The organism is Serratia sp. P2ACOL2 (genome assembly GCF_003691565.1).
Lineage (GTDB): Bacteria > Pseudomonadota > Gammaproteobacteria > Enterobacterales > Enterobacteriaceae > Serratia > Serratia liquefaciens.
On sequence record NZ_CP033162.1, the window covers coordinates 277,063 to 290,251 of the forward strand.

The window sequence follows — 13,189 nt, forward strand, 5'->3', positions numbered from 1 at the left end:
AGGCCGCACCCTGGGGGTTAGTCCTCTAACAACCACCACACCGCTTCGAACGGGCGCAGGGTGATGGCCTGCGGTTGCGTAGGCGCATCGGCGTAATTGCTCATCAGCGGACGCCACAACGCTGAAGGTTCCACGCCTTCCGCCTGCCAGGCCAGCGGTTCGCGGCTGAGGTTGGCCGCCACCAGCAGGCGTTGGCCGTTCCAGCGGCGCTGGTAGCACCACAGCGCCGGATGGTTGGGCGCCAGATCCTGATAGTCACCGTGGGTCAACAGCGGATACTGCTTGCGCAGGGTGATTAACTGACGGTAGGCGTAAAACACCGAGTCCAGATCGGCCAGTGCCGCTTCAGCATTGATTTGCGGGTAGTTTTCCGCACAGCCAATCCACGGGGTTCCCTGGGTGAAACCGGCGTTGGGCGCGGCACTCCACTGCATTGGCGTGCGGCCGTTATCGCGCGATTTAGTGGCCAGGATCGCCAGCAATTCGGCGTTACTTTTGCCCTGGGAGCTCAGCTCGGCGTACATGTTCAGGCTTTCCACATCGCGGTACTGCCCGATGGTGCTAAAGCCGGGATTGGTCATGCCGAGCTCTTCGCCCTGATAAATATAAGGCGTGCCCTGCATGCCGTGCAGCACCATCGCCAGCATTTTGGCGGCCGGTACTCGCAGTTCGCCTTCATCGCCGAAGCGCGAAACGATGCGCGGCTGATCGTGGTTACACCAGAACAGCGCATTCCAGGCCTGGTTGTGCATGCCCTTCTGCCAGTGGCGGAAAATCTGTTTCAGTTCAACGTAATCCGGTGCCGCCAGCGTCCATTTTTCGCCGCCGGCATAGTCCACTTTCAGATGATGGAAGTTGAAGGTCATCGACAACTCTTCACCGCTTTGCGCAGCGTACTGCCGGCAATGCTCCAGGGTGGTGGAGGACATTTCGCCCACGGTCATCAAGCCGCGCGGCTGGAACACGTCGCGGCTCATTTCCTGCAGGAACTCATGGATCCGCGGCCCGTCGGTATAGAAACGGCGACCGTCCCCTTGGGGATCGGACGGGAAATCCTGCTGTTTGGAAACCAGGTTAATCACGTCGAGGCGCAGGCCGTCGACGCCTTTGTCGGCCCAGAACTGGCACACTTTCTTCAATTCTTCGCGGACCGGCGGGTGTTCCCAGTTGAGATCGGCCTGCTCGGTGGCAAACAGATGCAGGTAATACTGGCCGCTGTCGGCATGCCACTGCCAGGCATTACCGCCAAATTTGGAACGCCAGTTGTTCGGCGGGGTATCACCTTCGCCATCGCGCCAGACGTAGAACTGGCGGAAAGGGCTGTTCGGTTCTTGCGAAGCTTTGAACCACGGGTGCTCGGTTGAAGTGTGGTTGAACACCATATCCATGACGATGCGGATGCTGCGCTGGTGGGCGGCGGCAATCAGTCGGTCGAAATCCTCCATGGTGCCGTAGGCCGGATCGATGGCGCAGTAGTCCGCCACGTCATAACCGTTATCCACCTGTGGGGAGACATAAACCGGCGTCAGCCAGATCGCATCGACGCCCAGCTCCTGCAGATAGTCCAGCCGCTGGGTCACACCGGCCAGATCGCCGTAGCCGTTACCGGTGCTGTCCTGAAAACTCTTCGGGTAGATTTGGTAGATGACGCCGTTTTGCCACCAGGGGATTGGATTGCTCATAGTCATACCTTTAAATCGTGACAACGGGCCCGGCATGCCGGGCCCCTACATTTTAATCAGACCGGCAGCTCACCGCGGCTGGCTTTGCGTTTGTAAACCATCATGGTCAGGACCAGCGGGATAATCACCGCCACCAGGATCGCCACCGTGTAAATCATCCAGAACTGAGGTTTGATCGACAGGATGCCCGGCAAACCGCCGACGCCGATGCCGTTGGCCATCACGCCGTCCAGGCCGCAGATCAGCCCGGCGAAGGCAGAGCCGATCATCGCGCACAGCATAGGGAAACGGTATTTCAGGTTGATCCCGTACATTGCCGGTTCGGTGACGCCAAGGTAGGCGGAGATTGCCGCCGGGACCGAGATTTCACGTTCGTTGGCCTTGCGGCTGACGATGATGATACCCAGCACCGCAGATGCCTGCGCAATGTTGGACAGAGCAATCAGTGGCCAAACCGGCGTGCCGCCCATGCTTTGGATCATCTGCATATCGATGGCCAGCGTGGTCTGATGTACGCCGGTGATCACCAGCGGGGCATACAGGAAACCAAACAGCGCGGCCCCAATCGGCGCGAAGCTGCCGGTCATGACGGCTTTCACCGCCCAGGCTACGCCATCGCCAATCATGCGGCCGAACGGGCCGATAAAGGCGTGCGCCAGGAACACCGCCAGCAGCAGAGAAACGACCGGCACTACCACCAGATACAGGTAATCCGGCACGATCTTTTTCAAACGGGTTTCAATCCAGCCCAGTGCCATACCGGCCAGCATGGACGGGATCACCTGCGCCTGATAGCCGACTTTCTGGATGGTGAACCAGCCGAAGTTCCACACTTCCGGGATCTGCTGGCCGAGCTGATAGGAGTTCATCAACTGCGGCGACACCAGCGTGACGCCCAGCACGATGCCAAGCACCGGCGTGCCGCCCATTTTTTTCACCGTTGACCAACAGATGGCGACCGGCAGGAACATGAAGATGGCTTCACCGAGCAGCCACAGGAAGTCGTAAATGGTTTTCCACGCCGGGTGCATTTGCGCCAGCGTTTGGCCGCCGGACATCGGGATGTCGCCGATCACGTTGCGGAAGCCGAGGATTAAACCGCCGCTGATCAGCGCCGGCAGCAGCGGGAAGAAGATTTCGGCGAAGTGGGAGATAGCGCGCTCGCTCCAGGTCATGTTCTGGCGCGCAGCCACCTTGGCCTGTTCTTTATCGGCCTCGTTGACGCCGGTGGTGGCAATCAACGCCTGATAATAATCACCGACCTCCGGGCCAATCACTACCTGGAACTGCCCGGCATTGGTGAAGCAGCCTTTGACCATTGGCAGCTCTTCGATTTCTTTTGGTTTGGCAAGACTTGTGTCGTTGAGAACGAAACGCAGCCTGGTAATGCAATGGCTGACGGTGGCGATATTCTCGCGCCCGCCCACCAGCACAATCAGGCGATCGATATCCTGCTGTTTTACTTTGCCCATTATTAGATACCTTTCTTGGTATGAGACTGCCGCAGAGGTGTTGTTGGAGTGATGATCAAAGCTTAGTCATTTCGCTTTTTTTATGGAATGGGAACGTTCCCGGTTTGGGGCGAGGATCACAAAACGATAAAAAAATGACCACTTGTTGAACAGGGGAAATTTGAGAGCGGGGCGAAACATTCCGTAATATTATCTTGAACTGATGCAACGCTGGCTATACTGTCAGCCTTAACAATCAATAAGTTGATTGAAATCAGCGGCACTCACGCCCGTGTTTTCAAAACCAATACGCTATACGAGTGCTATTACCACGGACTTTTTTCAAGGAAGAATGATGACTTTGACATTGCCTCGACTGCTTTTTGTCTTTACCGCGCTGCTCCTGAGCGCCTGTACCAGTCAAAAAAGTAGCCCGGAACGCCACGCCAAACATGCGGTTTATCAGTTGGCACGTGAGGATTTCTCCCCCGAAATGCGAACCCAAATCCCAGACTCGATAAAAGCGGCTATCCCATTCTTTGACCAGTTTTACCAAATGGGCAAAGCCGATCGGGCCAAGGGCTTAACGCAGCAACAGGCACAGCAGCAGGAAGCCTATTTCCGCAGCCCAGAATTCCTCAGTGACATGGGGAAGAAAGGGCGATTTATCAATCAGCAATATTCAGTGGATAACCCGCAAAAACAACGCCAGATCTTGCTGGATTCCGCCGTGGCCACCTACTGGGATGGTTACGAAGGCCGGCCTTGAGGGGGATAAATAAGCTACTAATGAAAGTGCCCAATAAACTAGAGCTTATTGGGCATTGTTTCAATTATTTTATTCGGAAATTGGTGAGGGTTAAAGTAGATTGAATTTCTCCAGGGTCGCTTTGACTTCTTTTCTTAATCCAGACTCATCCAGTTCATAATCAGCGCGATCTGAATCTGGATTATAAATCTCAGCCACCATAAATAGTTCCTCTCCACAGTTCAAAACACTCTTGTCCTGATCAATTCCATATAATTTACGTCTTTCAATACATATTTCTTCAGAAAATTTAAGTGCATTAACTTTTGAGTTCAAAAAATCCCTGGCTAATTCAATTATCGCCATTTTGTTCATAAGTCACCTGTCTCTAAATAAATTCGACCATTATCCGCATCGGGGTTTATTTTCCATCCGGAGAGAAAATCGCCATTGGCTTTTATGATTACAACCATCATATTTTTGGGGTTGAAGTAAACTTTAGATTCCTTTTCCCGTCGATATGTTCATTTTTTCACAGTATCTCTGTCCTTCAAGTGTGCTTCAATTGCGTCGCGATATTGAGTCAACGTTACGCTATTTTTTTTCGTGTCGGCAATACCAAAGTCACTAGCATGCTTAAATTTCTTGTCCAATTGTTTACGCGTAAAACGCCCAGAGTCAAGTGGATCACTGACCATCACATAGAGAGCTTCAACGCCTGATTCAGACGCATCCGGCAGCCACAAGATAAAATCCTGTAAATCCTGGACGACGTCTGCAGGGAAGGTCGTAACAACAATGCTGTCCGCATGTCTGACATAGGTACCGGCATGGGGAGGATAAATAAATGGACAGAATAAGACGATTGTATTAATTAAAAAGCCCAACAAATGAGAAATTGTTGGGCTTTGCTGAAAATTAATTTTTTGTAAAACGCAGAATGTTATTCGATGCCGTATTTTTTCTCGGTCACGAATTTTTGCTCTTTCCAGTTGGGGCCTTTTTTAACAAGCATTTTATCTCCCCACATCACAACACCATTCTGACGTAATTGTTCGAATGCTCGCATAAACTCACCATTTTCAATTACTGAAAAATTGTGGCGACTAAAGAACCTGTCCATTTGTGGGTAACCAAATCCGCCTTCTCTTCTTACTAAAAAGGCAATGACATCAGAAATTTTTTCTTCGTTCGCTAAGCGTTCTAGATCAATCATTTTAACATCCTCAAATCTTGTTCTTCAGCAGCCTCTAAAGCTTCTCGTGTATATAAAAGAGCCTCATCATTACCTAATTGATAATCCTCTAAAGTTGCCGTGTGAGTATTATTCCATACCTCCCCAGAATTATAGGGAAGTTTGCCATCTTCAACATCTAGATTACGGTATCTTTCAAGCTCCCTGATCTCATGGGTGTAAAAACGCTTGTCGATATCGGTGGGCTGCAGTTCACCCTTACCTCCGTTGCTCCTGAATGGCAGGTCTGGGGAGGTACACATTCCGTGTGCTGAAAAACCGCTAAAACACACAGCGATAACTGTATGTATGAACAGTAATTTAATTAGATGGGTGAAGGCGGTCGACTACCGGTTGTTGTGTGGTGGCGGAGACAAAAAAAATAGCGATGAAGTGACGCTCACTGGGTGTGAGCACCAACAGGGTATTTTAGGCTGGGGAATTTATCCGGGTAAACAAACCCACCCGCCGTCAGGCGAGTTTGCTTGGCACGATGATCTGACGGATACCCTGTTCGCCGCTGAGCTGGCCCAGCAGCTGTTGCGCAGCCTGCAGTCCGGCGCTGCCGTAGCCGAGATCGACCGAGAACGTTTCGGGGAACAAGAAGTTAAGCAACGGGGTGTTACCGATGCCGCACACCTGCAGCGGCGTAATATGCTGCTGTTGCAGGTATTTGATGGCACCGAGGGCGATGGTATCGGAGGCGCATACCAGCGCGGTGGTCTGTGGTTCGATGGCTGAGGCAGCCAGCTGGAAGCCGCTCTGATAACTCAATTCACCCAAGGCCACATGGGGGGAAATCCTCCGTTGGCGGCAGGCGTCCAGATAGGCCTGGTGGCGGCGCAAACCGGTGGTGGCATCCGACAGTTGCACCCCCAAATAACTGATATGGCGATGCCCCTGCTGGTGCAGGCGTTCCATCAACAGCCGTACGGCGCCGTCGTCGTCGTAGCACACCGAGGAAAAACCGTCGTATTCCCGCGCCAGCACCACCATCTTTTCTTGCCATGGGCTGAGCATGGCCGCCGTCAGGCCGGTGAAGCCAAACAGGATCACCCCGTCGACGTTGCGCTGTTGAAGGACATGCAGATGCTCTTCCACCAGCCGGGTTTCAAACTGGCTTTCCATCACTATAGGGTCGAAACCGTGCTGATACAGCAGCGGCAGCATGGTGCGTACCGCCTGGTTCTCGGATGGCGAATCGAGACGGGAAACGATGATGCCGACCACTTTATCGCTCTGGCCGCGCATGGCGCGCGCCGATTTGGACGGGGTAAACCCCTGCTGACGGATCACCGCTTCCACCCGTTCGCGGGTTTGCGGGCTCACGCTGCCTTCGTTGTTCAGCACGCGTGATACGGTGGATTTGCCTACGCCGCTCAGGCGTGCGATGTCCTTGATGGTCAGCCGGTTTTGCATGGTTTACTTTTCGTTGAGGTTAAAAGGCGTAGACTGGCGGCCTACGCTGAATGCCCGTCAGCATAGCTTATTTTCCGCAACGGATCTTGACGCTATGCAGGGATTTATGTGCTGCGCTGAACGGCCGCTCTTGTCGTTCGATCTTTTCATTTACCGGAGGTTATCACCCGTATGGATCCCGATCCGACCCCGTTAGACACCCACTCGGTGATCCGGTAAAACCTGCTCGCTTTGCGCTGCTGTTTTACCGGTGAAGTAAACGGTAACCGGTAGCGCACGCCCGTCGTTCGCTCCTGCTGCTTTTAAAAAAACAGGATCTGCCCCGGCAGAGGCTTTTTGGCACATCCAAAAGCCCGGTTGGGAGCGATCCCGCGTTCACCCGCTGCCGGGAGGCAATGGGCGACGAGGTGCAAAATAATGAAACTGAAAAATATTCCCCGTCAGCTGTTGGGCATGCTCAGCCGCAATTTACCGCGCCGTTTGGTGCACCGCGATAGCCTGTTGGACAGCCTTGGCGGCAAAGCGCAAGGGTTGCCCGCCGGATTGGCACAGCAGCGGCTGGAATGCGCCGCGGCCGACGTCACCGATCTGTATCTGCGTTTTCACAGCCACCCGGAAGGCATCACTGCCCATGAGGCTGAGCGGGTGCGCGAACGCTGCGGCGAGAACGTCATCGACGATCAGCAAAAAGAAGCCTGGTGGCAGCACCTGTGGCACTGTTATCGCAACCCGTTCAACCTGCTGCTGACCGCGCTTGGCATGATCTCTTACGCGACGGAAGATCTGACTGGCGCTCTGGTGATCGCACTGATGGTGGTGATCTCCACGTTGTTGAATTTCATTCAGGAAGCGCGATCCAATCGGGCGGCGGACGCGCTGAAGGCGATGGTCAGCAACACCGCCACGGTGATCCGTAGCGACGCATTGTCCGGGAAAAGCGAACACCTTGAACTGCCGATCTCTCAACTGGTGCCGGGTGACATCATCAAACTGGCGGCAGGAGATATGATCCCGGCGGATCTGCGCGTGCTGTCGGCCAAGGATCTGTTTATCAGCCAGGCGGCGTTGACCGGCGAATCTCTGCCAGTAGAGAAAATCGCCGAGCTGCGCGAACAGGCAGAAGATCCGTTGGAGTGCCAGAACCTGTGCTTTATGGGCACCAACGTGGTCAGCGGCACCGCTCTGGCGATGGTGATCGGTACCGGCGGCGGCACCTACTTTGGCCAGTTGGCGCAGCGGGTCATCAGCCAGGATGAACAGCCGAACGCCTTCCAGACCGGCATCAGCAGGGTCAGCTGGCTGCTGATCCGTTTTATGCTGGTGATGACGCCGATCGTTTTGTTGATCAACGGCTACACCAAGGGTGACTGGTGGGAAGCGGCGCTGTTTGCGCTGTCGGTGGCGGTGGGGCTGACCCCGGAAATGCTGCCGATGATCGTCACTTCAACGCTGGCCAGAGGGGCAGTGAAACTGTCCAGGCAGAAAGTGATCGTCAAACGTCTGGATGCTATCCAAAACTTTGGCGCCATGGACGTTTTGTGCACTGATAAAACCGGCACCCTGACCCAGGATAAAATCGTGCTGGAGCGCCACACCGACGTGTTCGGTGCCGCCAGCGATCGCGTACTGCATTACGCATGGCTGAACAGCTTCTACCAGACCGGCTTGAAAAACCTGCTCGACGTGGCAGTGCTGAGCTGCGCGGAACAAAACCAACAGCCGGATGCGTTGCAGCATTACCGTAAAGTGGATGAGATCCCGTTTGATTTTGAACGGCGCCGTATGTCGGTGGTGGTGGCCAAAGACGCGCAATATCACGAACTGATCTGCAAGGGCGCGCTGGAAGAGATGCTGGCGATTTGCAGCCATGTGCGGCAGGAAGATGAGGTGATCCCGCTCAACGAAGCGCTGCTGGCGCGAATTCGGCGCATCACCGACGATCTCAACCAGCAAGGGTTGCGCGTAGTGGCGGTGGCCAACAAGATCTTGCCGGCCCAGGCCCATGAATACAGCGTGGCCGACGAGTCGGATTTGATCCTCGAGGGCTACGTGGCCTTCCTCGATCCGCCTAAAGAGAGCACGGCGCCGGCGTTGGCGGCGCTGAAAAACAGCGGTGTCACGGTGAAGATCCTTACCGGTGACAATGAGCTGGTGGCTGCCAAGGTGTGCAAAGACGTCGGGCTGGCGGCGGATCACGTATTGCGCGGCAGTGAAATCGAACAGATGAACGACGAACAGCTGGCGCAGGCTGCGGCGCGTACCACGGTGTTCGCCAAGCTGACGCCGCTGCATAAGGAACGCATCGTCAAGCTATTGCGCCAGCAGGGCCACGTGGTCGGCTTTATGGGGGACGGCATCAACGATGCGCCCGCTCTGCGTGCGGCGGATATCGGTATTTCGGTGGACTCCGCCGTGGATATCGCCAAGGAAGCGGCGGACATCATCCTGCTGGAAAAAAGCCTGATGGTGTTGGAGCAGGGGGTCATCGAGGGACGCCGTACTTTTGCCAACATGCTCAAGTACATCAAGATGACCGCCAGCTCCAATTTCGGCAACGTCTTCAGCGTGCTGATTGCCAGCGCCTTTTTGCCTTTCCTGCCGATGTTGCCGCTGCACCTGTTGATCCAGAACCTGATGTATGACATTTCACAGATCGCCATTCCGTTCGACAACGTCGACGACGATCAGATTACTCAGCCGCAACGCTGGAACTCCGGCGATATTGGACGCTTTATGGTGTTTTTCGGGCCGATCAGCTCGATCTTCGACGTGCTGACTTTCAGCCTGATGTGGTGGGTTTTCAAGGCCAATACGCCTGAAATGCAGACGCTGTTCCAGTCCGGCTGGTTCGTGGAGGGGTTGCTGTCGCAAACGCTGATTGTGCATATGATCCGCACGCGCAAAATACCGTTTATCCAGAGCCGTCCTTCATGGCCGCTGTGCATGATGACCCTGCTGGTCATCGTTACCGGCATCGGCCTGACCTTCTCGCCGTTGGCCGGATTCTTGCAGCTGCAGGCATTGCCGCTCGGCTACTTCCCGTGGCTGGTGCTGATCCTGACCGGCTATATGGTGCTGACCCAGTGCGTGAAAGGCTGGTTTGTGCGCCGTTACGGCTGGCAGTAATCGCTGCGCCCCTCTTTCGCCTGGAAGAGGGGCATCTGTGATCCAACCCGGCTTTTCACCCTTGTCGTTGGACATCTGTCCTGTGCTCAGTCTTTATTTACAGCTTAGCTGTCTTCCCCTTTGCCTTTCAAACTACCGCGTTGTTGGCTGCACGTCCTCACCCTAGTCACTTAGCAAATCTAAGCTCCCAGGGATTCAGACGCTTGCTGCCTGGCGGTAATTTGAAATTCGTTGGGGGGAGCAATTGATATTTTTTCCTCTGAGGAATTTCTGATGCACAGAACTTTGCGTTATACGCTATTGGCTTCATCGTTATTGCTTTCCCTGGGCGCGCTGGCGCAACCGGCCGGCGATCTGCCGCTGATGCCCTGGCCGCAGCAGGTTGAACTGACTCAGCCGGCGGGCAAGCTGGTGTTGGATCACCGTTTGTCGATTAGCCTGCAGGGGGACGATCTGGACGATGCGCTGCAGCGCTGGCGCCAACGTATTGAGCTGCAAACCGGCTGGACCCTGGTGCCGCAGGCCGAAAAAGCCGCGGGCGTGGTCATCAAGGTGAATATCAAAGATAAGGTGGCGGCGCAGCCGCTGCCGGGAAGCGATGAAAGCTATAAATTGACGGTGACGCCGCAGGGGGTAACGCTGGCAGCCAATACCCGTTTCGGCGCGTTGCGCGGCATGGAAACCCTGCTGCAATTGGTGCAGACCGACGGGCAGAACACCTTCCTGCCGTTGGTGAGCATTACCGACGTACCGCGTTTCCCGTGGCGCGGTGTGCTGCTGGATTCGGCACGTCATTTCCTGCCGTTGGCGGACATTCTGCGTCAGCTCGACGGCATGGCGGCGGCCAAACTCAACGTGTTCCACTGGCACCTGACCGACGATCAGGGCTGGCGCTTTGCCTCCGAGCGCTATCCTAAACTGCAGCAGCAGGCCAGCGACGGCCAGTTCTATACTCGCGAACAGATGCAACAGGTAGTGGCTTACGCTAGCGCGCGCGGTATCCGGGTAGTACCTGAAATCGATCTGCCTGGCCATGCTTCCAGTATCGCCGTGGCCTACCCGGAATTGATGAGCGCGCCGGGCCCGTATTCGATGGAGCGCAAGTGGGGTGTGCATCTGCCGACGCTGGATCCGACCCGCGATGAAGTTTATCGGTTTGTTGACGCCATCATTGGCGAACTGGCTGCGATCTTCCCCGATCCTTATTTGCATATTGGCGGTGATGAGGTTGATGCCAGCCAGTGGAAGCAATCCAAAACCATTCAGGCCTTTATGCAGCAGCACCAGTTGGCGGACACCCATGCGCTGCAGGCCTACTTCAATCAGAAGCTGGAGAAAATCCTCGAGCAGCATCAGCGCCAGATGGTGGGTTGGGATGAGATCTATCATCCGTCGCTGCCGCGCAGCATTGTCATCCAGTCCTGGCAGGGGCAGGACTCGCTCGGCGCCAGCGCACAGGACGGTTACCAGGGCATTCTGTCTACCGGTTTTTACCTCGATCAACCGCAAAGCGCGGCCTATCACTATCGCAATGAGATCCTGCCGCAGCCGCTGGGCGTCGACACCGAGGTGCAGCCGGATGAAAAGGCGCAAAGCTGGCAGTTCAGCATGCCGCGGCTGAAGGGCAGCGCGGTAGAAGGCAGTTTTACCCTGATTGAAGGCAAGCAGGGCTGGCGGGGTTTTATCGATTTCAACGGTAAATCGCGCCGTGCGCTGCACGAAATCGTCTGGCGTTCTCCGCAGCAGGTGAGCTTCCGGCTCGACAGCTGGATGGGGGATACCCGCCCGGTATTTACCCTGAGCCAGGACCAGCTCAGCGGCTATACGCTGGTGGGCAACGTGCGTTACCCGACCACTGGCAGCAAGCTGACGGCGATCCCGGTGGGCAAGATGCCGGTGGTGCCGGAGACGAAGCAGCAGGCAAATATTCTCGGCGGCGAGGCGGCACTGTGGGCGGAAAACATCAGGGCGCCGATCCTCGATCTCAAGCTCTGGCCGCGTGGGTTCGCGGTGGCGGAGCGCTTGTGGTCTGCGCAGGACGTGACCGATGAAAATAATATGTACCGCAGGCTGGCGGCAGTCGATGCCTGGTCGGTGGTGTCGGTGGGGTTGCAACAGCATGCGGAAACCGCACGCGAGTTCACCCGGTTGGCAAACAGCGTGACGATAGCACCGCTGCAAACCTTGGCCGAAGCGGTGGAGCCGGGCCAGTACTACACCCGACAGCATCTGAAATTCAAAGCCGGTAACTATCACCAGTTCGAACCGCTGAACCGTTTTGCCGACGCACTGCCGGCGGAAAGCAACGCGGTGCGCGAGATGGGCATGCAGGTTGCGGCGTTAGTGAAGGACCGCAACGATCGTGCTGCAGCGCAGGCGTTGCGCGAACGTTTACAACGCTGGCAGCTCAATACCGCACCGGTAAAAACGGTGATTGCCGGTAACCGGCTGATGCAGGATCTGGCACCGGTGGTGCAGGATGTCGGCGCGCTGTCCACGCTGGGGTTGATGCTGTTGGAGCGTTATCAACAGGGCAAACCGCTGAGCAAGGCAGAAGCGACGCAGATACAGCAGCAATTGGACGCGGCGGCGCAGATACGCGACGAAGTGGTGATTGCGGCGGTCTATCCGCTGGAAGCGCTTTTGCGCGCCAGCGCTATCGAATGAGATAAGTCAGTATATGTAGCGCTCAGCATGTGTAGGGGCTCAGCGTGTGTAGGGCTCTGCATATGTAGGGGCTCAGCATGCTAAGCCCGCAAAACCTACAGTTGCAACGGCGGCAACTGTTTGAAAATACTGACCAGCCCTTCGCCCCAGCCTTTACGGATGGCGCTAAAATGCGGGTGATCTTCGGTGATACGGTACTGCTGCGCACTGCTAAAGCTGTCGCGCGGGTAGATCATCACGTCGAGCGGCAGGCCGACCGACAGGTTGCTGCGCAGCGTCGAATCCAGAGAGATCAGCGCGCACTGCATCGCCTGTTCCAGCGGGGTGTCGTAGGTCAGTACCCGATCGATAATGGGTTTGCCGTATTTGCTTTCGCCAATCTGGAAATAGGGCGTATCGCGGGTGGCCTCGATAAAATTACCCTGCGGATAAATATGGAATAACCGCATCTCTTCACCGCTGATCTGGCCGCCGAGCAGCAGGCTGCAGCTAAAGTCGGTCGTGCTGCCGCTTTGCTGGGCTTCGCTGTCGCGTTGGATCACTTCTCGCACCGTTTCGCCCACCAGCGTGGCGGCTTCGTACATGCTCGGTGCGTTCAGCAGGTTCAGGCGTTCGGGATCTTTGCTGCGGCGCTGTAACAGGCTGATGATGCTCTGAGTGGTCGCCAGGTTGCCGGCGCTTTGCAACACCAGCATGCGTTCACCGTCCTGCTGAAACACGTGCAGTTTGCGGAAGGTGGAAATATGATCCACGCCGGCATTGGTGCGTGAATCGGAAGCAAAGACCAGCCCGGAAGACAAGCGCATGGCCACACAATAGGTCATACCACAATCCCTCAAAACGATACTGGCACGCCGCCAAC

10 protein-coding genes and 1 pseudogene are annotated in these 13,189 nt (G+C 55.8%); 3 read left to right on the plus strand and 8 right to left on the minus strand.

Annotated features, from left to right (window positions below):
* Positions 1-17 precede the first annotated feature (17 nt).
* Positions 18-1,682 carry an alpha,alpha-phosphotrehalase gene (treC, locus tag EBA31_RS01400; RefSeq protein ID WP_122076798.1) on the minus strand — a complete coding sequence of 555 codons (1,665 nt, stop codon included), beginning with the start codon at positions 1,680-1,682 and terminating at the stop codon, positions 18-20.
* A gap of 56 nt (positions 1,683-1,738) precedes the next feature.
* Positions 1,739-3,154 carry a PTS trehalose transporter subunit IIBC gene (gene treB / locus EBA31_RS01405; RefSeq protein WP_020824992.1) on the minus strand — a complete coding sequence of 472 codons (1,416 nt, stop codon included), beginning with the start codon at positions 3,152-3,154 and terminating at the stop codon, positions 1,739-1,741.
* Between the two features lie 334 nt (positions 3,155-3,488).
* Here treB and EBA31_RS01410 point away from each other — a divergent pair, with 334 nt between their 5' ends.
* Positions 3,489-3,902, plus strand: a complete 414-nt coding sequence (locus tag EBA31_RS01410; protein WP_122076803.1) for an Exc2 family lipoprotein — start codon at positions 3,489-3,491, stop codon at positions 3,900-3,902.
* 90 nt (positions 3,903-3,992) lie between these two features.
* Here the strand turns inward: EBA31_RS01410 and EBA31_RS01415 are convergent, their stop codons facing one another.
* From EBA31_RS01415 to treR, 5 genes and pseudogenes are all read right to left on the minus strand, one after another.
* Positions 3,993-4,256 carry a colicin immunity domain-containing protein gene (locus EBA31_RS01415; RefSeq protein WP_122076806.1) on the minus strand — a complete coding sequence of 88 codons (264 nt, stop codon included), beginning with the start codon at positions 4,254-4,256 and terminating at the stop codon, positions 3,993-3,995.
* Positions 4,253-4,771, minus strand: a pseudogene (locus EBA31_RS01420) (colicin D domain-containing protein). Before EBA31_RS01420 ends, EBA31_RS01415 begins: the two are co-directional and overlap by 4 nt.
* Positions 4,772-4,824: 53 nt before the next feature.
* Positions 4,825-5,097 (minus strand): hypothetical protein, encoded by a 273-nt coding sequence (locus EBA31_RS01425; protein WP_122076809.1) that lies wholly within the window; start codon positions 5,095-5,097, stop codon positions 4,825-4,827.
* Complete coding sequence (locus EBA31_RS01430) at positions 5,094-5,378, minus strand: pyocin (protein ID WP_122076813.1); 285 nt, start codon at positions 5,376-5,378, stop codon at positions 5,094-5,096. Before EBA31_RS01430 ends, EBA31_RS01425 begins: the two co-directional genes overlap by 4 nt.
* 208 nt (positions 5,379-5,586) lie before the next feature.
* A complete protein-coding gene (gene treR, locus EBA31_RS01435) occupies positions 5,587-6,534 on the minus strand; it encodes a trehalose operon repressor TreR (RefSeq protein ID WP_122076816.1) in 948 nt (315 codons plus the stop codon).
* 417 nt (positions 6,535-6,951) lie between these two features.
* Between treR and mgtA the strand changes: the two genes are divergently transcribed.
* A complete protein-coding gene (mgtA, locus tag EBA31_RS01440) occupies positions 6,952-9,660 on the plus strand; it encodes a magnesium-translocating P-type ATPase (RefSeq protein WP_122076820.1) in 2,709 nt (902 codons plus the stop codon).
* A gap of 273 nt (positions 9,661-9,933) precedes the next feature.
* Positions 9,934-12,327 (plus strand): beta-N-acetylhexosaminidase, encoded by a 2,394-nt coding sequence (locus tag EBA31_RS01445; protein WP_122076824.1) that lies wholly within the window; start codon positions 9,934-9,936, stop codon positions 12,325-12,327.
* Between the two features lie 95 nt (positions 12,328-12,422).
* Here EBA31_RS01445 and EBA31_RS01450 read toward each other — a convergent pair whose 3' ends face one another.
* Positions 12,423-13,151, minus strand: coding sequence for a proteasome-type protease (locus EBA31_RS01450; RefSeq protein WP_020824997.1), 729 nt, complete (start codon positions 13,149-13,151; stop codon positions 12,423-12,425).
* Positions 13,152-13,189 lie beyond the last annotated feature (38 nt).

What these genes read in the sequence shown, in the direction of transcription:
- EBA31_RS01410 (WP_122076803.1), top strand. Translation starts at nt 3,489, where the DNA reads ATGACTTTGACATTGCCTCGACTGCTTTTTGTCTTTACCGCGCTGCTC.
- EBA31_RS01430 (WP_122076813.1), bottom strand. Translation starts at nt 5,378, where the DNA reads ATGTGTACCTCCCCAGACCTGCCATTCAGGAGCAACGGAGGTAAGGGT.
- EBA31_RS01415 (WP_122076806.1), bottom strand. Translation starts at nt 4,256, where the DNA reads ATGAACAAAATGGCGATAATTGAATTAGCCAGGGATTTTTTGAACTCA.
- treB (WP_020824992.1), bottom strand. Translation starts at nt 3,154, where the DNA reads ATGGGCAAAGTAAAACAGCAGGATATCGATCGCCTGATTGTGCTGGTG.
- EBA31_RS01425 (WP_122076809.1), bottom strand. Translation starts at nt 5,097, where the DNA reads ATGATTGATCTAGAACGCTTAGCGAACGAAGAAAAAATTTCTGATGTC.
- EBA31_RS01450 (WP_020824997.1), bottom strand. Translation starts at nt 13,151, where the DNA reads ATGACCTATTGTGTGGCCATGCGCTTGTCTTCCGGGCTGGTCTTTGCT.
- treR (WP_122076816.1), bottom strand. Translation starts at nt 6,534, where the DNA reads ATGCAAAACCGGCTGACCATCAAGGACATCGCACGCCTGAGCGGCGTA.
- mgtA (WP_122076820.1), top strand. Translation starts at nt 6,952, where the DNA reads ATGAAACTGAAAAATATTCCCCGTCAGCTGTTGGGCATGCTCAGCCGC.
- EBA31_RS01445 (WP_122076824.1), top strand. Translation starts at nt 9,934, where the DNA reads ATGCACAGAACTTTGCGTTATACGCTATTGGCTTCATCGTTATTGCTT.
- treC (WP_122076798.1), bottom strand. Translation starts at nt 1,682, where the DNA reads ATGAGCAATCCAATCCCCTGGTGGCAAAACGGCGTCATCTACCAAATC.